Origin of the sequence: Paenibacillus ottowii, from assembly GCF_050516475.1 — a bacterium.
Classification (GTDB): domain Bacteria; phylum Bacillota; class Bacilli; order Paenibacillales; family Paenibacillaceae; genus Paenibacillus; species Paenibacillus ottowii.
On record NZ_CP191577.1, the window covers coordinates 4,937,886 to 4,960,552 of the forward strand.

At 43.0% G+C, this 22,667-nt stretch carries 17 protein-coding genes and 1 other annotated feature (1 of these 18 only partly in view); of the genes, 1 reads left to right on the forward strand and 16 read right to left on the reverse strand.

Translation table 11 applies throughout. The annotated features are described in order from the left end of the window. Positions 1-229: 229 nt before the first annotated feature. From ACQQ6X_RS22995 to ACQQ6X_RS23060, 14 genes are all read right to left on the reverse strand, one after another. Positions 230-1,651, reverse strand: coding sequence for a response regulator transcription factor (locus ACQQ6X_RS22995; RefSeq protein ID WP_305167199.1), 1,422 nt, complete (start codon positions 1,649-1,651; stop codon positions 230-232). Next, positions 1,648-3,360 carry a sensor histidine kinase gene (locus tag ACQQ6X_RS23000; RefSeq protein ID WP_305167200.1) on the reverse strand — a complete coding sequence of 571 codons (1,713 nt, stop codon included), beginning with the start codon at positions 3,358-3,360 and terminating at the stop codon, positions 1,648-1,650. The genes ACQQ6X_RS22995 and ACQQ6X_RS23000 overlap by 4 nt, the downstream gene beginning before the upstream one ends. Positions 3,361-3,587: 227 nt before the next feature. Then, positions 3,588-4,340: a 3-oxoacyl-ACP reductase family protein gene (locus ACQQ6X_RS23005; RefSeq protein ID WP_326403611.1), complete on the reverse strand. Its 753-nt coding sequence runs from the start codon at positions 4,338-4,340 to the stop codon at positions 3,588-3,590. Between the two features lie 19 nt (positions 4,341-4,359). Continuing rightward, positions 4,360-5,124 carry an SDR family NAD(P)-dependent oxidoreductase gene (locus ACQQ6X_RS23010; protein ID WP_305167202.1) on the reverse strand — a complete coding sequence of 255 codons (765 nt, stop codon included), beginning with the start codon at positions 5,122-5,124 and terminating at the stop codon, positions 4,360-4,362. Between the two features lie 9 nt (positions 5,125-5,133). Then, complete coding sequence (locus ACQQ6X_RS23015) at positions 5,134-5,829, reverse strand: cyclase family protein (protein ID WP_305167203.1); 696 nt, start codon at positions 5,827-5,829, stop codon at positions 5,134-5,136. 10 nt (positions 5,830-5,839) lie between these two features. After that, positions 5,840-7,222: an aldehyde dehydrogenase family protein gene (locus tag ACQQ6X_RS23020; RefSeq protein WP_305167204.1), complete on the reverse strand. Its 1,383-nt coding sequence runs from the start codon at positions 7,220-7,222 to the stop codon at positions 5,840-5,842. A gap of 3 nt (positions 7,223-7,225) precedes the next feature. Beyond that, a complete protein-coding gene (locus ACQQ6X_RS23025) occupies positions 7,226-8,317 on the reverse strand; it encodes a hypothetical protein (RefSeq protein WP_305167205.1) in 1,092 nt (363 codons plus the stop codon). Next, entirely contained in the window at positions 8,301-9,767 is a 1,467-nt protein-coding gene (locus tag ACQQ6X_RS23030) for a chorismate-binding protein (protein ID WP_305167206.1), read from the reverse strand. The genes ACQQ6X_RS23025 and ACQQ6X_RS23030 overlap by 17 nt, the downstream gene beginning before the upstream one ends. 60 nt (positions 9,768-9,827) lie before the next feature. Next, positions 9,828-11,090 (reverse strand): ATP-grasp domain-containing protein, encoded by a 1,263-nt coding sequence (locus ACQQ6X_RS23035; RefSeq protein ID WP_430493499.1) that lies wholly within the window; start codon positions 11,088-11,090, stop codon positions 9,828-9,830. 17 nt (positions 11,091-11,107) lie between these two features. After that, positions 11,108-12,457 (reverse strand): MATE family efflux transporter, encoded by a 1,350-nt coding sequence (locus ACQQ6X_RS23040; protein ID WP_305167208.1) that lies wholly within the window; start codon positions 12,455-12,457, stop codon positions 11,108-11,110. Further along, positions 12,458-12,712 carry an acyl carrier protein gene (locus ACQQ6X_RS23045; RefSeq protein WP_305167209.1) on the reverse strand — a complete coding sequence of 85 codons (255 nt, stop codon included), beginning with the start codon at positions 12,710-12,712 and terminating at the stop codon, positions 12,458-12,460. It abuts the gene before it with no gap. Then, positions 12,705-14,591 (reverse strand): HAD-IIIC family phosphatase, encoded by a 1,887-nt coding sequence (locus tag ACQQ6X_RS23050; RefSeq protein ID WP_305167210.1) that lies wholly within the window; start codon positions 14,589-14,591, stop codon positions 12,705-12,707. Before ACQQ6X_RS23050 ends, ACQQ6X_RS23045 begins: the two co-directional genes overlap by 8 nt. A gap of 13 nt (positions 14,592-14,604) precedes the next feature. Then, a complete protein-coding gene (locus tag ACQQ6X_RS23055) occupies positions 14,605-15,624 on the reverse strand; it encodes an alpha/beta fold hydrolase (RefSeq protein ID WP_305167211.1) in 1,020 nt (339 codons plus the stop codon). Positions 15,625-15,661: 37 nt separating this feature from the next. Continuing rightward, a complete protein-coding gene (locus tag ACQQ6X_RS23060) occupies positions 15,662-16,687 on the reverse strand; it encodes a 3-oxoacyl-ACP synthase III family protein (protein ID WP_305167212.1) in 1,026 nt (341 codons plus the stop codon). Between the two features lie 544 nt (positions 16,688-17,231). On the opposite strand from ACQQ6X_RS23060, the gene ACQQ6X_RS23065 reads away from it, so the two are divergent. Further along, positions 17,232-18,500: a helix-turn-helix domain-containing protein gene (locus ACQQ6X_RS23065; RefSeq protein ID WP_305167213.1), complete on the forward strand. Its 1,269-nt coding sequence runs from the start codon at positions 17,232-17,234 to the stop codon at positions 18,498-18,500. Positions 18,501-18,844: 344 nt separating this feature from the next. Here ACQQ6X_RS23065 and ACQQ6X_RS23070 read toward each other — a convergent pair whose 3' ends face one another. After that, complete coding sequence (locus ACQQ6X_RS23070) at positions 18,845-19,462, reverse strand: condensation domain-containing protein (RefSeq protein ID WP_430493500.1); 618 nt, start codon at positions 19,460-19,462, stop codon at positions 18,845-18,847. A gap of 26 nt (positions 19,463-19,488) precedes the next feature. Next, on the reverse strand, positions 19,489-22,632 hold the full coding sequence (locus ACQQ6X_RS23075) for a condensation domain-containing protein (RefSeq protein WP_430493501.1): 3,144 nt from the start codon (positions 22,630-22,632) through the stop codon (positions 19,489-19,491). A 16-nt stretch (positions 22,633-22,648) separates the two neighbouring features. Further along, positions 22,649-22,667 (forward strand) — a sequence feature (23S ribosomal RNA rRNA prediction is too short) (it continues 224 nt past the right edge of the window).

The window sequence follows — 22,667 nt, forward strand, 5'->3', positions numbered from 1 at the left end:
TTTACGCTTTCATTATAAAACTAGGTGAAGACAAAACAGGATAGGGATTGGACGTCTGTTTGGATAGAAAAATGTATGCGGTTTCATGATAGTCCATGAAGCCATAGTTGACTTGTAAGCATTTATCCTACCTACTGACATACAACTGTCTATCCTTACTTACTAACCAAAGTGAAGCACAAAAAACCGGCATCTCCTAAACAGGAATCTGTCGGCTTGACTAATGGAATTATAAAAGAGTACGCTTTTTATCCCCTCTGCCCAGCTGTCGATATTCACTTGGCAGCAGGCCTGTCAATTCACGAAAAATTCGGCTAAAATATTTTTCATCCGTATAACCCACTCGCTCCGCAATCCAGAAAATCGTGTTATTTGTATTCAATAAATACTCTTTTGACTTCTCTATTCGTATAAAACGGGAGTACTCATTAAAGGTTTTCCCCATCAGATCCTTAAAGCATTGACTGAAATAGCTTCGGCTAATGTTTAGTTGCCGGGACAGACTTGAAGCTGTAAAAGCCTGATCCAAATCATTTTGCATGATCATAATTGATTTTTTGACGGCGTCTACAATCTCCTGTGAATACGAAGTCTGTTCATCTGCCTTACGAATGGCCACAGAGGTCTGCTTGATCCAAGCTTCTACCTCAGACCAGGATAGAAAAGAATGGGTCATTGAGATTCTACCCAGCTTAGTTTGGGCAAAAAGGTGATTCCATTCCATAACGATCGAGTATAGCAATCCCATCAGCTGGCTTTTATGCAGTCTTAGTGATTTAAACTGTTCAATCAGTTGGTTGTAGTAACTGTCGTTATGAGTCCATGGTGATAGAAACCAACTTTGCTTAATTCGATCCATGTCTTCATCCTGCGGTTCTATTGGAATTGAGTCCCCCACATTCATCGAAACGAATATGACAGGATCATAAGGGTCGTATGCGTAGAATAAGGACGTTTCTGTATAATTCACAATCCAATTTTGGATTTGCGACCATGTTCGCTCTTGTACATCGGATATAATTAGCAAGGCGCCTTGGGAAACTTGATTCAGGTATTCCTTAAGTTTATGGAACAGCTGATCCTCTACGTCCATGGGTGCCACCCACATCCAACTATTCCGCTCAACCTCCCATCGGATCTCTTCTCCACTGGATGTCGGTTCAATCGGCCAGCTCTGTCCTAACTTGCGCCCCAGTGAAACAAGTGCATACACATGGCGATAGTGGACATTGGTCTCACTTAGCAGCGGCTGCTTTCCTTTTCTATTCGCCAGCTCGTCAATTCGGGTATGTATTCGATGCAGCACATGTTCGAATTGTTCCTTCTCAAGCTGTACCTTGGCTATATAGTCAATAGCTCCCAGCCTGAGCGCTTCCTGGATATAATCGAAATCTTGATGCAGTGTTAATACGACAATATGAAGCTCTGGATAGAGTTGCCTTGCAGCTCGCATCAGTTCAATACCTGACATCACCGGCATCGCGAGATCCGTCAACATCAGATCAACTGGTTGAGATTTCAGAAAATCGAGTGCTTTCAACCCGTTGCTTGCTTCTCCTACAACTTCCATATTGAACTCATTCCATGGCATCGCGGAGCTTATGCCTTTTCGTACCAATTTGTCGTCATCCACAATCAATACTTTAATCATCCCCGAACATCTTCTCCTTTGATAGGAAGTATGAGCAGAATACTTGTCCCTGTACCCAATTCACTTTCGATCACCAGTTGTGCTTGATCTCCGTACTGTGCCCTCAGCATGCGGTGAACATAATTGAGTCCGATGCCCATCCCTACTTTTTTATGTTCTGCTATACGATTGTTCAAGAGTCTTTGAATCGCTTCCTCGGTCATGCCGGCTCCATTATCCTGTATCAGAATATTCAGCGTTTTGGTGAGTGTAACTTCAATTTGAATAAATCCTTCGTCACTCAGTCCATGATAGAGAGAATTTTCAACCAACGGTTGTAGAATAAAACGAGGCACAGGTATTTGAAGCACATGGTCATCCGCTGAAATACGCACGTCAAATTCAAAGTCATATCGAATTTGCTGCAGGATTAGATACTGTCTTAGCGCGTTAATTTCCTCTTCCATCGTCGATACTTGCCCTAATTTACCCAAATTGTAATACAACAGCTTGTTTAAAGATTGTACCAACTTGTCAATCTCTCCTTGTCCATTCATGACGGCCAGCCAGTGTACAGTATCTAGCGTATTCATCAGAAAGTGAGGATTGATCTGATATAACAATTTTTCTACTTCCAAATCTGCACGGATCTTCTCTTTCTGCTGCACTTCCTTGAACAGGTCACCGATTTGATGCTGCATATTTGAGAATTCGCCCAATAGAAAATCGAACTCGGGAATGTGAGTTCGGGTCTGGCTGCCTGCCTTTTGTGGATTCTGAGACATTCCGTTAATTTCCGAATGGAACAGACCGAGTGGCTTGTAGACCATCTTCCACAGAAGCCAAGCAAGAAATACAGTAAAGCCGAGAAAAAATAAAGCGACCAGTACTATTTGAAGCAACCACTGGTTTTTCTCCTGTTGATACTTAGCCTGCGAAATTACCGAGATGACGCTCCAATTCTGAGCGGAGTCCTCCTTAAACCAATGGTAGTCACGGGATATTCCGTCTTTTGCAGCACTTTTCGATAAGCTGGAGAAATTCTCCCCGACTTTCATCGTCTCTGGAATTTCACTGTAAACAATTTGGCCCTCACCATTCAGGATCAAATGCGATAAAGCTCCTTGGTATTGGTTGTAACCTAGTATATCCTTTGTAAGACGAAAGCCGGATTCGACGTAAATATATACATCGTCCCTTTGAGGCAGTTGTACCTTTCGCATGGCAGATAAAACGAGCTGGTCATTAAATCGGTTCATACTGATATGGGGACCATAGTACACAATGCCATAAGATTTGAAAAGCACAGGCAAAGACTCAGGAGCAAAACGATCTTTGATGGGAAAGTTAGCGAACTGTGTAGCGCCTTCTTTCTGGAAATAATATAGGGTCAAGCCTATATTCGGATTAGTAAACGTTACAACATTTAACTCATTCTTTAATTCATCTCTAGCCTCAATCAATTCAATTATATTGGAGGAAGGTTTCAAGACTTCATCCAGTTTTTTGCCTAAAGTACCGCTATATGATAATTGCTGAGTAACATGATTCAGATTGGTAATTGAATTTTCCAGTGATGAAGTTACCTGTTGTAGATTGCTCCTAATTCCATCATTGATTTTATTCGCAAAAATAGAGTCAATGGTATAATAAGAAATTGCAAATATACTGATAAAGGGAATAAACGCGCTAAGAAAAAACAATAAAAACATTCTTTTTTTTAGTGTCATTCCGACCCATTCTCCTAGGGACTCTCCCATCTCGGCGTGGTCCAATTCTGTTCATAATTATAGATTGATATTCCAATATGTCAAACGCTTACATGGAATTTACGGCAATCGAAGTAAGTTCTATTTTCGACGTGATACAACTTGTAGCGATAAAAAAAAGCCGCTAAATTAGCGACTTTCAAAGGAGCCATATGCCTACACATTGGATCACCATTAAATGTATGCGATTATTGCATATAGCGTCCGCCATCCATGACAATGGTTTGTCCAGTGAGATAACCAATTTTCGGATTGGCCAGCTGGAGCACAAGCTCCGCAACTTCAGATTTTTTGCCCAAGCGCCCCAGCGGCGTATTCCCAATAATCCCTTCCATCACAGCGTCATTTAACGAATCTGTCATTTCCGAAGCGATCGGGCCTGGCGCGATCACATTCACACTAATATTGTATTTCGCCAGCTCACGGGCTGAGGATTTAGTTAATCCGATCAATCCAGCCTTGGAAGCGCCATAATGAGGGCCGAAGCTTCCTCCCGTTAAGGCCGCTACAGAGGAAATATTAATAATTCTACCTTCTTCGCTTTTTTTAAGCAGCGGAATAGCATATTTGGTACACAAAAATGCTCCGGTAAGGTTAATCGTTAAGGTATGATTCCATTCTTCTAGCGTCAGCTGTTCAATGGGTTGGGGAACTCCAATCCCTGCATTGTTAACTAAAATGTCCAGTTTCCCATAATACTTTTCAATCTCCTCAAAAGCCCGAAGAATACAGGACTCGTCTCTCAGGTCAAGCTGTACCAATAACCCGTTTCGATTGTTTTTTTTGATGGTATCCAACAGATGAGTTGCTTGCTGCTTATTACTATGATACGTAATCACTACATCCATATCGGACTCAGACAACTTTTGAATGATTTCCTCACCGATACCTCTAGAGCTGCCTGTAACTAATGCCACTCTGTTATTTTGCAACATGTTCATCCTTTCAAGCAGGTTTGGTTTAAGGCGTATACATTCCACCGTTCACGTCCAGAACTGCTCCTGTAATATATTGATTTGCTTCTGAACCCAGAAAATAAACAGCCTCGGCTACCTCTTCCGGCGTCCCCAAACGAAGTAATGGTATACCGCTCAGCACCTCGTGATTAATCTTCTCTTCACGATTTTTCCATCTATGAAGGATGCGATCGGTTCCGATAATTCCAGGGCATACTGTATTCACCAGAATTCCATGCTCGGCAAATTCATTGGACAAATGCCGGGAAACAGCAATGACAGCCGCTTTGGACGCCGAATAATCCGCACCTACATTTTTTAGCGTTTTACGGGCAGATATAGAAGATATATTCACAATTTTTCCACTCTGATTTCTGTTCATTACGGGAAAGCAAGCTTGTGTCAGCTGAAGAACAGGCTTTAAGTTAAAAACAAAAGATGAGTTAAAGCTTTCCCATGAAATATCATGAAAAGGCGTCCGTTTCTCTTGAGAACCGCCTACATTATTGACTAAGGTCAGATGCGTTTCTGTGTCGGGTACATAATCAGCAAGCTGATCCTTCAACTCTTTTTGGTCATGCAGAAGATCCACACACCATGTTGTTATCGAAGCAGCTTTTTCTGTGGAAACCTCTGCTTGTAATTGCTCTAAAGCGTTAAGATCCCTATCAACTGCTATACATGTATATCCTTCTGCGACATATTTATAGAGCGTGGCTTTCCCGATCCCTCTGGCTGCACCGCTAATTATGCATATTTTTTTCGCCATGGTAATGATCTAGCCCCTTAATCCCTTGATGCCAATCGCTCGAACAGGTGAAGCTTCTACATCGGAAATTTTGATAGGCAGGGCTACGAATAAAGTGTCAGAGTCGAGCTGATATAAATTAAATAAATACTCGCATAGAACCGCGCCCTGTGAAACTATATTTTTATGCACCACAAAGTTTTTCTCAGCAGGTTTCTCAGTTTGAAAATCCAGCCCTATGAAAACAGGATTTAAGGAGGCAATATAAGCCGCAGCCTCTGCACTGAGCCACGGGGAGCGATCCCAAAAGCCTTCCTTTCCCCATTCTCTATCATCGTAGCCTGTATGGAATAACAGAATTTCGCCTTCTTCTATAGTGAGAGGAGCCAGTCTTTGCTTAAGGAGATCTGCTGAAATTTCGGTTTGATTTGGTATATCGGTCAGGTCAATCAAAACGGGATACCCTACAAAGTGTTGTAGAGGAACCCGGTCGATTGTTTTTCCATCACGAAATACATGGTCGGAAGACTCCACATGAGTGCCATTATGTGCGAACAAAGATACAATGGTAAAGCGTCGTTTCCAGTCTGCGGCCGTCATCGTTTCCGGAGCTACTTCATCAAACGTAAACTCTGGAAACCATTTCGCACTATATTTAGGCATCCCTTTGGAAAAAGCAATAGATAAATCAATCAACTCAAGTTTTTTAGATGTTTGAATACTCATATTTTCCCTCCTAAATTACACCTTTTGAAATAAAAAGATGTTCTGTAATAAAGCCGTCGTGAGGAACCATATCGTGAGTAGTCCATGTCGGTGCATTATTGATCACTAATTTTTTAATCGTCGGTTCGGTAATAGCCCAATGGATTAAATCCTGATCCTCCGTTAGCAGACTTAGTGCCAAGGTAGATTTCAGAGTTTGGCGGACCTCATCTGGTTCAGCTGTGTATACCCAGCTACAGGCAAAGGGCAGCTCCATATGTCGAATATGATCGGGTAGATGATTGATATGGACCAATAAGGGAGAAAGCGCGGCGGTACCGTCTCCATAGTCTATAATCCATTCTTCATCCTTGACATTTTTCCAAAGGATGTCGGTGGAATGAAATATTTGGTGAACATAGTCTCTAATCGCATAGGCTTTATCTGACGCAAATACGGGAAGATCACTTGTATAATCTAGCAAACCATTCGAGCCATACCCGTTTAGCTGCTGCGCGATTTCATCTAGCTCATGAAGATGAGCTTTATTCACGACAATCCCACTTGCATTGGTACACTTCATTCCTCCACCATCTACGATGGAGCGAACAATCACATCTCTCGCTTGATCATATGCAGTAAGGTCGTGATTACTTGCCTCAAAGTGCCAGTATACTTTTGAATAGCCCGGTCCTCGTGTAATTACTTTTGGATTGCTTTTGTATTGCTCGACTGTATTACGATCTCCAAATACGAGTGCAAGATCACCTGCGTCTACGATGGCTTGGACTATAGAATGATCTCCAGGAACCAGCGCAATCATAAAGGGAGAGATTCCAGCAGCTAACAGGCAACGGATCAGGCGGTAAGGTGTAAAAGGATCCTTTGCACTAGGCCGCAATAAAATTTTATAACCTGCTGCCAGCGCTTCAATCCAGGCTTTGTGCACAGCCGGATTATTACCGGGCGCGATAACAGATAAAATTTGGCCTTTCGGTACCCAATAGGCTGTTTTATTTTTCCGTGGTGCATCTTCCGTATATATAGGAGCCAAATTTGGAGCACTTCCGATAATATACTGTTCAGCTGTAGACAAGGCATGACTTAATTCTTTTACCGAGGATTCAATCGCCTTCAGCGGAACGCCTGATATCAAATGCACATAGCGTACATAATCTTGTGGACTCTCTCCATCTAGCGTAGCTGAACCAAATAAATCGGCAGCTTTTTTGAAAGCTTTATGGATATCAGCCAACGCTTGCTTCGGAGTTGCTTTTAGCTCATGAGCGATTCTCGATATGAGGATGGACGGGAGCTCATCTATTTCACCTAGAGATAAACCTTGCAGAGATGTTAAATCTCTTCTATGCTTCGACTCGTATCTCGCTCCAGACCATATAAAAGGAATATGCATAGGTTAATAAACCCCTTCGAAGATTTTCTCTTTCACATTTTCCATCGGCCTCACATCGGCTACGCCATCCCAAGTATAACTACCTACAGGAGCAACGCGCAGGGCCTGATCCCGCTCGAGGCGTGATGGGATAAACAATTCAGGAGAGAATAAAGTCAACTTGACTTGTCCATAGGTGTTATATGGTGTTAATACTCTGTGATTCTCTTTATCCACTAATTGAACAATAGAAAAGGGATGTAATGTTTGAAAAACACAGGCTTTAGGATCGTCTTTGAATTTTTGGCGCTGAGGTGCGATGCCCATTAACGTATTTCCATACAACCCGATGAAGCGGGCTTCTGGAAAAATGAAAGTTTCCAGCGCATCCAGTGTGCCTTCATCAATAGAGGTACCTGCCCAAATGATAACTTTAATTTTCTTCTGAATTAAGGAGGACAGCTTTTCATTGTTACTCATCGCCTCCAGGAGCGCCGGAGTTGCAAATAAAACTTCTATATTTTGCGTTTCCAGCACCGTAGAAACCTGCTCTAAAAGATGTTGTATGTAGGCCTTAACAACATCGAATTCTCCATTTTTGGAGCACTTTTTTACCCACCGCGGATCAAAATCAATATAGTAGCACAGCTTGGAAAGGTAGGTTGCCATCCGTCCAATCGAACGGCCTACGATATGGGGTCCCGTAGGGCCTACATGCAGCCAGTGCCCTGTGCAATTTTCGAATACAGATTGATCATTCAGTTCTTGAAATACCCATTCAAGAGCTTTCTTTCTGGAAAGCATGTCGACGATCTTCTGAGGAGAGCCTGTCGTTCCCCCACTTTCAAACACTTCAAAGCTCCAATCCAATGTATGCATCCCTTTAGGAATCAATTTTTCCACGGGAATCCTTTTCATCTCTTCCGTATAGTCGGGAAACTCATCCAGATCCTGCAATGTTTGAATGTCATGCAGCGGGTTGAAAGGCAAGGAGGTGCGCTTTTCCAGCCAAAAGGGGGAGCCTGTATCTTCTGAAAAATGCCATTTTAAGGTCGCTTGGATAACATCATGAATTGAAGGCGGAGCCGATTTATTATATTTATAAATGTCCAACATGCAAACTTCCCCCTTTAGTTTCATTCGTAATTTCAATATTCCCGATGAACGGAGTCATTTTCGTTCTAGTTTCCTTCCATTCATTTTCAGGATTTGAATGTTCAACAATCCCGCCTCCAGCAAAAATATGTAACTTTCCATTTTCCAGATAAGCAGTTCGTATCGTTAGCGCAAAATTGGAATCGTCATTGGCTCTGCAATAACCAAAACCACCTGCAAAAAACTCCCGTTTGAATGCTTCAACCTCGGACAGCACGGGCTCTACTTCCAAACGCGGAACCCCCCATATCGTAGCAGGCGGATAAATGCTGCCGAGTACATCAAATGTAGAAACTTCTTTTTTTAAGGAAGCATACATATGAGTTTTCAAATGGAAGGCATACGGGGTTTTGAGAATATGTTTATCCTCACTGATAACTACATCCTTGTTAACCGCCAATTCCTTCAGATCGTTAACCATGAGACTGACAGCATATTGATGCTCCTTATTCTCCTTACTGTCATGAAGCAATTCAGCTATAATTTCCTCCTCTGTTTTGTGCCCGTATGCAATTTTGCGTGTACCTGCAAGCGGTTTACTAATCGCCTTCTGTCCCTTTTTAATAAGCAGTACCTCAGGCGATACACCAAACCACTCTTTTCCATCATTCCAACTAAAAAAGTAACTGTATTCCTGATAATTTTTTTGATTTATTTTCGAGAATAAGGGGATTATACTTTTCATTCCTTCTAATTGAATGACTGCCTTTCTGGTCACTACCACCTTGGCAAATTCCTTGTTACCCAGTTGATCTAAAATCTGATTCAGGTTATTCATATAGGTATCTTGATCAGGTATATAAGAAATCGACCCTTTGTATTCTTCCTGAATTGCCTTTTCTAAATAGCTAATGGTCTCTGAGGTAGGCAAGATTACGTCGTTAAACCAGCTAAGGACATCAAATTGATTTTCCGTTCCTTGAATAAGGATTTTGGGGAGGGTAAACACGGCAACTTCCTGCAATTCATCATGAATGGTTTCGCACATCCAGCCACCTAAAAATGACATATCCGCAAACTCTTCTGGGATTTGCATCTGAACTGTCTTCATCATTTCTGAAAGTTTATTAAAAATATCCTTATAAGGCATATGCGTTACATTCACATATTCGTTGATTTCAGAGAGCATTTTATTTTGAATATAGATATTCGTTTTTAACAGCGTTTTACTTGCTGATACTTTGATAGATACATAATTACCCAAACCTAAAATGATATGAGGTTTTCCTGACTCGTTTTGAGAGATAAAGACCGTTTTAAATTCTTCTGCGAACTCCGGATACAAAGACGAGAGCGCCTGCATCCAATATAAAGAGTTATTCACATTTAAATCCTCGATCACGATATTTCTTTTGGCTGTCAAATATTCTACACCAGGAATCGGAAAAATTTTTTTGATGTCCACAACCATTTTCCACTACCTCCTCGAGATTTTATATTTAAAGTGACCGTTTAGGGGAAGGGATGTTTTTCATATCTTTATTTTCTCTAAAGGTTTCCCCTCCAAGTGGAAAAGTTGAATGCTTTTAAAAATAGCCTGCTCTACCTGGTCTTCACTTTGTCCGTCGAACATAAATCGACCGCTGATATGGTAGTAGGAGCCGCTTCCATCCATGATATCTCCAGCATTAGGAATAACTTCTGAAAAGATTTCCGGAATTTGCTCCTTGAGGCTTGTTACATGGATGACTTCTAGCGGAGTATTCTGTGGCTCAGGTATTTGAAGAAAACCACCATGTATATTTAAATCTGCTTCAGGTACTCCCGTAAATGTGCCCAACAGGATTTTGACCGTTTCTTCACCGAGATGGATACCGAAGCGATCAAGTAAAAAGAATGGAATTTCCGCCCCGCCAAAACGTGCGCCAATTTCCAAAAACACCAATTCTTTTTCCTGTTTATGAATCAGCTCCATATGAAAGGAACCCTCACTTAATTCCAGGGCTTTTAACGAACGGTCTGTAAAATCAACAATACGCTGCCGAAGGTTCTTATCTTTAGTAATCAGAATGGAACCACACGGCTTTCCTTTGGAAAAGTCCAGGCAGCTACCTACATAGCGCGACACAGATATAAACTCGATTTTCCCTTTATTCACAATGCCATCGATATGAAAAATGGTACCCTCAACGAATTCTTCGGCCTCATAATCAGCCAAGGAAATGGTGGTTAGAAATTCTTCCAGATCTGCATCGGAATGCACTGATTTGACCCCTATGCTGGCTGCTGAAACTTTGGGTTTTAAGATAAGTGGATAATTCACTTTTTTAGCGAAAGCAAGGACTTCATCGGAGGTTGTAAAATCAATAAAATAAGGAGTACGTATAGAGTGTTCCTGCAATCTTTTCTTCATTTCAACCTTATTCCGGTACAATTGAACCTGTTGCTCATCTACACCCGGAATAGCGTACTTTGTTCTTAAAAATGCGGCAACGTCCATATCAAATTCGGATAAGCTAATGAGGTGATCAATTGGGCCATAGGTACTGACAACTTCAAACATAGCTTGATCCAATTCATCTTGCTGCTCCAGACGTTCGAATCGAACTATTTTAGCTGCTTGTTCTTTATACTCGGCAATATCCTTATATCCATTTTCATTCACAAAGTAGATAACATCGTTTTGTGAATGATCAATAACTGTGTTGTAGTTCATATAATTACCAAAGATTAAACCTCCAAAACGATGAATCACGACAATAACCTGTCTATCCTTCAATTCTCTCACTCCCATTTCAGTTCATTGAATAGTTAGCCTTCCAGAGCAATTGATTTAATAGATGCATTTCCTCTCTGGAATAAAAACAACAGCACCACTGCTTGTACCACGACTCCTAGAATTTGTGATATCCAAATACCATGCACATACAGGTTGCTAAAAGAAGACAGTGTAAATGCCCCTAAAAGAGTGACGGCAGTCCCTATTAATGTCACATAAAACATCGTTCGACTTTGACCTGAGCCTAAAAACACACCTCCGATACTTACTGCAAGCGAAAGAGGTAACAAATAGAGACTCATGTAATCAAGATAGATCATCCCCTCCTGAATGACTTGTTCACTATTCGTAAAGATTCGAAGTAAAAATGGAGCCAATACTAATAACAGTATGCCGGCTAGTAATCCAACGGTCCCGCCTAGCCAAAGCACCTTCTTACCGACTTTATGAAAACTTTTGCCTTCTCCTGCACCCAATTGGTAAGAGATTTGAATACTCGCTGCTTGCCGAACCGCGTAGAAAAACATCGTTATAAATACAATGATTTTCGTCCCGATGCCGTAGGCCGCCATGCTATAGACTCCAAAGGTTCCAATCAAGCCGATGAGAATCATGTTACTCCCCATACGAGCTATAAAGTCACCTGACATGGGAAGACCGATATTAAGAATATCTTTTACATTTTTCCGTGTTTTTGCACCATATTCAACCTCTTTTAATGTCTTGATAATATCGGATCGGTAGAATGTGTAGAAAGCAATCATCAAAGTGATTGTTCGCCCTAACACAGTAGCTAATGCTGCTCCTTGTACACCTAATTGGGGAAACCCCAGCCAACCGTATATAAAAAGCGGATCCAGCACGAGAATTAACAAATTAGACAATAACGCCATTTGCATCGGAAACTTTGTATTGCTGTAACCTTTGAATATAGAATCCACCATATTTTGCGCATAAAAAATGATGATTCCCGGAAATGAAATTGCCAAAAATGCTGTAGTTAAAATTAGCGTGTCTTTTTCTTCAGAGCTAGTGAAGAGACTCGCAATTTCAGCTCTGAATACATACCCCAATCCACCAACCAGCAGACTTATTACCGCCCACAAAATCCAGCTATCTCTGACTGCACTTTTTATAGAGGATAGATCTTTATTTCCCAAGTAGCGTGAAATCAGAACCGTAGTTCCTGCACTGGCAATGAGTATAATGGCAAGAAGTACATTTTCCAGACTGGTTGCGACCGTCACGGCTGCGACTGATGCACTACCTAACTGTGCGACCCAAAAAATATCAATAATTCCCGCTATAACCCCGGCTAACAGCTCAAAGTAAATGGGATAAGCCAGCAAACCTAGGCTCTTCCGTTTTTTAGACAGTTCCACTTACTCCACCTCTACTGTCTTACCGCTTTGTTGCGATAAAATAATATTCCCTAACTCTCTTACTGTAAGCGACTTGTGAAAATCCTCCAGTTTAATTCGGACCTGAAAGTTTTGTTCAATCTGAACAAGGAGACGCAGGGAATTGAAGCTATCCCAATTTTCAAGAGTATCCAGTCGAGTATCTTCTTGAACTTCCGTATCCGTATTTAATACATCTGTCACCAGTTCCTGAAGTTGCAGATCAAAGTCAGACATTGTGCATTTCCCCTTTCTCACTGTGGACTTGTATCCAGGCTGGCTGTAGCGAACCTGAAATCGGCAAATTTATTCGGTATTGAGCATGTTCATCTTCTTGACGAATCATATGGAAGCCAGCATTTGTATAGAAATCAGATACGATATGATTTTTAGAAGTATGGCGATACTCCGCTTCAATATATTGAATGCGGGAACGCATAGCCTCATCTATTATATATTGAAGAACCGCGTATTCGATTTTACGTGAGAACACACGACAGCTCATCATAAAATTCTGGATCACCCAATGATTCGGCTGCTTGTTAATCCAGACTCCCCCAATAATTCCTTCCTGTCCGAAACGGTCCTTGCTGGTAAAACCAAGCAAGCTTACCAGTCCTTCTTTTTGATTTTGTAGATTGTAGGCTTCGGTATATTGATCTTTGGTCATGTTAAACTGGTTCGTCCGCAGATTTAGCTGCATCAAACGCGGCATAGAATACTCATCTGCCTCAAATATATTTACGACAATCTCCAGCTGCTTTAAGTATTCTTCCGGAGAAGAAAAGGATTTGGAAAACGCTTTTCTTTCAACCTGCGTACGATACATTTCTGTGCGATTTTGATCGGTTTCCGTTGTCAGCAATACATTAAAGTAACCTGTCTCCAATAGGCTGTTTAGATATAAAGCAGGCTCTACACCTATATCAATAACCGTTACTTCAGGTATCGTCGAAGCGACCAGTTCCCTCTCAAACGGACTATCATCAACAAAGACAAGGGAATCCAAACCGATATTCAGTTGATTGGCCAGGTATCGAATATTTTCATTTTTGGGTTCCCAATTGACCTGCATGATTGAAAAATCCGTCTGCCGAAGCAACATTTCAGGATGCTTCTCTAATGCCTCCTCCACAATGGAAAATTCATTTTTGCTGCATACTGCAAGAATAACTCCCTGCTGCTTTAATCTTTTAGCAATCCGCTGCAGGTTTACAAAGCAATTGCCAGGATACAGGCTTCCAAGCTGTATATTTGCGGGACCGTCGTCTCCAATAACACCTCCCCATAATGTGTTATCCAAATCTAGTACCAGGCACTTTTTCGAGAGGCCTAGGTAAGCACGGCTCAAACTGACAACTTCTTGAGCAACGAGTAAAAACACATCGTTATGCCAAGCGATACTGGCATAATAGCGCATACGCTCATCTCTTAATAATCCGGGGTGGTTCATTAATAGCATTTCAAGATCCAGCACATAAGCCGAAGGAAGCAACTCCGAGAATTCAAGTAATCGGTCGTTTAGCTCTCTCCACAAACGTCCCCATAACGCCTTATGCTTAAAGGAAATAATACTACTTAAGTCAATTGAATTAATCGGAATTGTATTTAAAACAAACGTGCTGGGCTGCCAAGTATTGTATTGGTCCAGCATTTTGTATAGCATATCAAGCTGTTCCCTACCGTGTGAACGAATATAATCAAAATTCAATGTATCCCAATCCTGCGGAAGCAAAAATTGCTCATCCAGCAGGCAGATAATCATTTGAGGCTTAAAATTTGCTAATCTTGAGTGTGGATTGGATAACTCAAATGCAATCTGGTTATATTCAGCGAGATAAAATTCGGGTGAGATTTCCTGTATGAGTAGAAGAGTACGTAGAGAGGATATGATAGGCTGAGCTATAAAGTTGCTGACGATTGCAATTTTTAAAGTTTTGAGCTTTCTGGGCTGAATCCCGATCATAGCAGGACTCACCTTTTCCAAAGCGTGGCCTACTACATCGAGCTCTTCATAGTTCTTTAATTGTCGCAATGCTGGAAGAATATCGGTATTGCTTGTATCATCTCCCCGGCTCAAGCGACGAATTTTCCTGGCAAGCTCATGGATTTCCATAGTCTCCTCCTGCTCAGTTATTTTCTTCAAGATAATGCGCTAAAAAACTCAGCACCCTACTAGCTATAGGTCCATAAGTTTTTCGAGCATCACTTCTGCGTGGGGAAAAAATATGGCCTAATTGATCGAATACAGTGAAGCTCACATTAGAACGATCCTTTAGTGCATTTTTGAGCAAATACGCTTCCCGAATAGGAGTCGCATTATCATCGCTTGCCTGTATGATACATATTGGTCCAGTAAATTGTGTAATACGCTTATAGGCGGGTTCATTGCTTATCCATTCCTGCCAAAATTGGGATGGTGCTTCTTCATTCCCTAATTGCAAATCCCGTGCTAAATTTTTATCGTAATGTAATTTCAAAATAGAAGCGATCTGTTCATATGAAGCAGATTCCAAGGTCTGTAACTCTTCCTCCAGATGGTCCCACCATCCCCATCTTGGTAAAGCGAGTTCCCGTAAGGCCTCTACTTTCACCGTACCGTCCTTTTCAACTAGTTGCTGCTCCCACAACCATTGCAGCTTGCGTTCTACATCCATATAGTAACGTCGATAAAGATAATTTTCGCCGATGGTAGACATAAGGACCAATCCTTTTAAGGAAGGGGCTTTCTCAGATGCTGCAATAGCTACTTCAGTACCTAAAGAAATTCCAAGCATCCATACGGCTTCAGCTTGTATTCCATCGGTGTTTCTCACGAGATCAACGGCTGCACATGCATCTTCAACTAATCCTGAAAACGTACGGCGCTGATAATCCACGGCTGAATCATTGGATGCAGGTACAAAACGGCTGTTATATCGAAGTACTGCCATTCCCTTATCTGCGATGGCATCGCGTAGTTGTAAAAACATCCGAACAGGCTGATCATCCACACTCATATCCGCAGGATGGCTTCCATCCATGTCCCATGCTCCCCAAGGGTGTAACAAAATGACACACGGGACTTCCTGTTCAGTACAAGCAGGCCATGCCAATCGACCTTCCAGCACACCATCTTGACTATGAATCTGTATCATATCTTCCTTCACTATATTCCTCCAAAAACAGACTTTATTTCAAGCTAAATTAGACCTGGAATAAGCTGCAAACCCAGTGCATTCCGTTTCCAATCCCAATCAGTGCCACATAGTCGTTTCTGTTCAGCTCGCCGGATTCTATATATTGTTTAAAATCAAAAAGTTGATCGGTGACTCCCATATGACCATATTGGGTCGCCAATTTAGCATTGGTTCGGTCTGTATCTACTTCAAAAATTTCAGCTATCTCCTGCATAGATTTAACATTATCGTGGAGATAAATGATTCGACGGATATCAGTTAATTGAATTCCCTCTTGCTCGCACGCCTGCTCTGTAACCCGACGAATGCGCTTGTTTAGCAATTCAATAAAATCCATCAATTTTACAGGATCAGCGTCAAAAAAATCCTGCACTTTTGCCAGCGGTGAAAAGGAATGAATGTGCTGCAAATTAACAGCATTAAATGGCTCTGTACTCCCGCCCCAATCATACCGGAAAAGAGGAGCATATGTACCATCACTCCATATTTTCGTGCTGACCCAGCGGCAATGTGGATGTTCTCTTTGGACAACAGCAGCGGAAGCACCATCGGAGTGAAAACAAGAATTGTATGTGACACGATTGCGGTATTCTTCGCTATTACGATTGGAGGTAACCACTAAGCCATATTGATAGTCGGGGTGAACAGCAAACTTGCCAGCTGCTGTGTCAAAGGCCATGAGCCCGCCACTACAGGCTTGGTTAAATAAAATGGCTTCCGAGGAATGTGCACCAAGACGATGTTGAAGCTCACAGGCAGGGTCCCAATAGAGATACTCGGGAATTTCGCTAATGGCCAGTATAATAAAATCAAGTTCTTCCGCTGTGATCCCCGCATGGTTCAGAGCTTCTTTCGCAGCCTGAAACGCTAAATCCGTTTGGCTGACTTCTGGAGCCGCCGCATAAAAATACTCGTAACCCCATTTTTTCACTTTATCAATATTAGATGTATATTTATGAACCTCGTCTTCTACTTTTCGCTTCTGCCCCAGTGCCTGTCCAAAACCACGAATTCCATAACTCGAAGTTGACAATTCTCTTCCCCCTTTTTATGTGGGCTTCAATAAATCTTATGTAGTTTACTCATGCTGTTCTATGGACGAAATACATTTAATGACCAGGGCAAGACATCTACTGTCGTGAGATTTGCAAAAAATCCATTGCCAAATAAATATTCACAGCCAGATGAAAATGATACTAACAGTAACAAATAAAGCGAAATTCGAATCATTTGTTTCTTGTTCATCCTTCATCATCCCCTCATATGTCATTAATTCCTTGGGAATTATGATACTACTGGTAACAAAATATGTCAAAGTTTATTTTGAAAACTTTCAAGATATTTTAAGAAATTAGCTATTAATGGTATGTTTTGACGCGAATGGTTCATCTGAACCTATCCAATTTGGCAAAATTACAAAAAAAGTTTAATAAGTTCTAATGATTTATTTGGATTAATATGCCATACTTGTACTAGCTTTATTTTCTTCAATTTCACAATTAGTAAACTTTTGAATATATTTTTATAAATGTATTTTATGCTAACATATTAATATGTATTAGAAGGGGGTATTTTTTATGGATATGATTTTACTAGGAAAAAAGATAAAGAACTTACGAAAAGGTTTAAAAATGCGTCAGGAGGATCTAGCCAGAGATGTTGTAACCAGAGGTTACATTAGTCAAATTGAGAAAGGAAATGCGATGCCCTCTTTTGAGATCATCAGCAAGCTTGCGGAGCGATTAAATTGCTCTATTACTTTTCTGTTAGAAGAAGAGGTTCCGGAAGCCGTTTCCCTTCCTCCCTCTGCTCCTGCTCAATTGGTAAGGGCGGAACAGTATCTTGAAAACAATTTGCTAAATGAGTTTCTAAACATAATAAAAAGTATAGAAATCACAGAGGAAGAAACGGATCTAAAAGCCAAGCAACAATTACTGTATGCAAGGTATTACTGGTTATCTAACGATATGGAAAAAGCCCATGAATATATTGAAGATGTCATTCAGCATGCTCCTCCTTTTGATTACGATATTAGAGCCAAATCATATAATTTGCAGGGTCAAATTTTGTATCGCACCAATCAGTTAACAGAGGCTTTAAAAAGCTTCAACAATGCTTTGCTGCTGACCAAGCAATTTACAGTCGACAAACTGCTTTATGTCGATGTTCTTCTCAACCTTGGCATCTTTCACTGCCATCTAGATGAGATTACTTCTGCGTTAACCCATTTATTGGAGGCTCAGCAAATTAATCTACAAAACAGTGCATTTTATAAGGCTGGCGAAATTTCAATGACGATGGGCGTATGCTATAAAAAAACGGGGAATTGGGAGGAAGCGAAGCTGCAGTACGAGCAATCCCTCCTGTTTTTTGAACAAACCAACAATAAGAAGTTGAAAGCGGGTTCACTCTTAAATTTGGGTATTCTGTATAAAAAGATCAAGAATTATGATGAATCTTTAGCCTATATCGAGAAAACTATTGAGGCATACTCCTTGTTATCCGATGAAGAAGGCCTGATCAATTCCAAATTGGAGCTTGCTGAGCTCTATATTGACATTCAAAACATTAAAGAAGCAGAAAAAATCTGTAATGATTTTTTGCATGTAAATATGAATCTGGATTTAAAAGCCCAGCTTAATATTTTAATAGGACGAATCAACTCCTGTAATGGAAATCTAGCCCAAGCTCTGGATCATTTCTTCTTAGCTCGCACCATATATCAACAAAAGCAAGCCCACAAAAAAATAAGCGAATTGTATGTCCTTATAGCTGAAGCTTACTATCACCAAAAAGATTTTGAGACCGCTTCGTATTACTATAGGCAAGTCCTTCCTGCTCAATAACAAAAAACCTCAGGGCTCCTTTTTTTAAATGGATAGTCCCTGAGGTTTATTCATTTATACATAGTCCAGACCAAATCAGATTGAGCATGTGCTGCCTCTCCACTGAAGTGTGTATTTTCTCAGACAATATGATGTTGCTATTCGTGCTATGGGGTTCATCTCCTAAGTATAGGAGAACACGATCACAGTTATTGTGCCGAGTAAAGCAATTTGAGAGAGCAACGAAATAAAAACGAATCATTGTTATATCAGAAAAAAATACTTTGCAGGCAAGGGCAGTCGGACAGAGCCGCTGCCTTTGCCTGCAAACTGAATCATTTCTTTTTAGAAAACTGAAAACGGGTCTAGAACATAAAGTCGATGGAATCTGGCGAGAAGCCTTCTGGCTGCTCGTCCGAGTTCACCTGAATATCGCTTAATAGCAAATCCGGATTGGCTCCAACCTGTGACAGGATCGCTATCAAATCTTCGGTTAATCGTTCAATCGCATCGGCGCCAAACAGCTTCGTACAATATTCAAAGGAACCCTTGATCTGCCCGTCCTCATCACTCATGGATAAGGTCAAATCGAATTTGGAGGTCCTGTGTTCCTGAACATATGGGCTGAAGGACAGGGTTTCAAGCTTCGCTTCCTGTGACTCCATATTTTCCAGTATAAACATGGTGTCAAACAACGGGTTACGGCTTGCATCCCGTGCTACATCCAGCTTTTCCACCAGCTCTTCAAGCGGATAATCCTGATGCTCGAAGGCTTGCAGCGTACAATCTCGGACTTCCAGCAAGTAGTTGTGGAACGTTTGGTTGCCCTGCGGCTGATGCCGGATAGCTAGCGTATTGACGAACATGCCGATCAGTGGCTCCAGCTCAGGCAACAAGCGACCGGCTACCGGCGTACCGATGATCAGGTCATCTTGACCGCTGTATTTGGACAGCAGGACGGTGTAGGCGCCCAGTAGCACCATGTACAATGTGCTTCCGGTCTGTGCCGCTATCCGGGTACGTACGGGTTCGCTACGAATTTCTCAGTCGTCAGGTCCGCACGGTTCAGGTATCCCCGTGCGACCCCGATGCCGCCGATGCACAGCTCGCCCAGTACGCCGATCGGCACCGGATTCAGCTGGCTGTCCACGATGTAGAAGCGGGCGTTCAGCCATGCCTGCCCAATCGGCACATGGCCGCTGCTTGGCAGCTTCGACAGCTCTTCGTCATAGAAGCTGGAGTCAATCGCCGCTTCCGTGACGCCGTAGCTGTTAATAATGCGGATCTCCGCGCCAAACCGTTCTTGCAGCACCCGGTAGTCTGTCACGCTGCAGCTATCTGAGCTCGTGATCAGCAGTTCCAGACTACTCATGTCAAGTCCCTGTTCATACACATGCTGCATAAACGGTATGATCAAGGCCGGTGTCGATTCAAACACCGTGATCTGGTAATCACGAATCCAGCCGTACAGACGGCTTGGATCGATCCGGTCGTCTTTCGGGCAGATGACCATCGTGCCCCCGTTATAGAGCGTCCGTGCAATATCGCCGATGAACACGTCGAAGGAGAAGCTTGCCAGCTGCAGCAATCGTACGGGGAACTGGTTCAGACGGTAATCCCGGCGATACGCCGCAGCCGTATTCACCAAGCTGCGATGTTCGATCATGACGCCTTTTGGACGCCCGGTTGTCCCGGATGTGTAGATCACATACGCCAGATCCTGCGGTCCGTTGATCGGTTCAATATCCGTGGCATCCCCGGTGTACAGTGACTCATCGTCCAGCGCCAATACAGTATGCAGGCGCAGCCCTGTTGCTGATTCGGATGCCGCTTCGCTGTTAGACTTCGAATCTGATAGTAAGCTTACGCCTTCATTCAGGCGGTCTCTTTCCATCGTTTCAGCGCCAGCCGCTGTTTCCAGCTCGCCCTCAGTCTGCCCTACGCCTAAGGCCTGATCGCTTTCCTCCAGCCATGCCTGTGCACGCTCCTGCAAACTAGTTTGCGTGAGCAGCACCGTCGCACCGCTGTCCTCCAGCATAAAGCGAATCCGTTCGGACGGATAATCTGCATCCAGCGGTACATAGGCGCCTCCGGCTTTCCATACCGCCAGTACGCCGACCAGCATATCCACCGAGCGCTCGCTCAAAATACCAACAATCGACTCGCGTCCAATCCCCTCATTCCGCAATCTACGGGCAAGCTGGTTCCCACGCTCGTTCAGCTCACGGTACGTCAGCTGCCGCTCCTCGTATACCACGGCCACGTGATCTGGCACAAGCTGCGCTTGTTCTTCCACATAGGCGTGAAATACCCCTTCGGATTGCTTTTCATCACTCCATGCAGCTACACCTACGGATCCAAAACCGTCGATGATTTTTGCCTTTTCCGCAGCAGTTACGAGCTCCAGCTCATCCACCCATGCATCTGGTCTGTGGATCGCTTCTTCAATGATATGCAGCAAATGCTCACGGATTTGCTCTACAGCTGTACGTTCCAGCACCTGTGCGTTGTACTCCAAATGGACATGGATCTCATCGCCTGGCACTACCGTAATGTTGAAATCATAGTTTGTTTGCTCCGACACGGAAGCATTGGCAATCGTAAAGCCATTCGTGCCACGGCTACCCATCTGCTCCATGCGCTGCTCCACGGGGTAGTTTTCAAACACCATAATATGGTTGACCAGGTCCTGTTTTTGCTCAGTCAGGGCCTGAATGTCATATAACGGATAGGTTTCATAGGCACGGGAAGCCAGTGCCTGCTCCTGGATCTGCTTCATCAGTCCAGCAAATGTCATCTCTTTCTCACTGTGGACCCGTACAGGAACCGTGTTAATGAACAACCCAATCATTTTGTCGATGCCTGGAATATCCGCTGATCTGCCGGATACGACACTGCCAAATACCACATCCCGGCTGTTGTTATACCGCTGCAGCACAACGCCCCACGCTGCTTGCATAAGGGTATTGACCGTCACTTGCTTCTGCTTAACCAGCTTGTTCATCCGTTCTGTCACTTCACGGCCCAGTGTAAACGAAAGCTTGCCCGCTTCATAGGCTTTAGCGTGACCGTCCAGCTGTTTGACCTGCGGCAATACCGTCTGCTGCTCAAAGCCCGCAAAATAATCACGCCAGAACCGTTCAGCCTCCGCATGGTCCTGCCGATCCAGCCATTCAATATATTCACTGTACGGTGTTACCGGGGCAAGCTCCAGCTTGCGGTCTTCGAGGATGGCAAAGTACGTATGAAATGCTTCCCCGACAACCAGGAACAAGCACCAGCCGTCCATCAAAATATGATGGAAGCTCCACACGAAGCGATACGACTCCTCGCCTGTGCGTAAAACAGACACCCGCATCAGCTCACCTGAGCTGAACTGAAAGCCTTCGGCTTTGTCGCGCTCAGCAAAATCAGCAATGTATGCGTCCTGCTCTTCTTGTTCCATGAAACGCACATCTTCAAAACGGAACCCGGCAGGTTTGTGGCGGTATACCACCTGTAAAGGCTGCTCATTCCAGCCACTATAAAAATTCGTTCTGAATATTTGATGGCGCTCTACTAGCTGATTAAGGCTCTCGGCAAAAGCCTCTACTTGAAAGCGGCCTTGCAAATCAAATGTCGCCTGCTCAAAGTACGCCCCGGATTGCGGCTCCATTAAGCCGTGGAACAGGATGCCTTTTTGCATCGGGGTTAACGAATAAATGTTTTCCAGTTCTCCGGCAGCAGCCGTCTGCTCTACAATATGATCCAGCTCTACAGCCGTCAGTCCCTGGAAGGACAAGTCGCTTGGTGTCAGCTCTGGCAGCTCTTTAGTCACACAGTGAGCCAACACCTCACGCAAGCTCTCCTGCAGCAAATCAGCCAGCTTTTTGATCGATTTTTTCATAAACATTTTGTTGCTGTAGCTGATCGTCAGTTCCAGGGCACCGTCCGTGATCATGCCGTTGATATCCAGAGCATACCGCTTGGTCAACGTATCACTTATGGAAGCTCCGACAGAATAAGGAGACATGCGGAATGCATTATTCTTTAAATCCTGATCAAATTGGCCGAGGTAGTTAAAGCTGATTTCCGGCTCGGCAACAAAAGCTGCGTTTCCTTCCCCACCAGCCAGATATCTCAACATCCCGTATCCAATCCCTTTATGCGGCAAACGGCGCAGCCCTTCCTTGACGTTCTTGATACGCC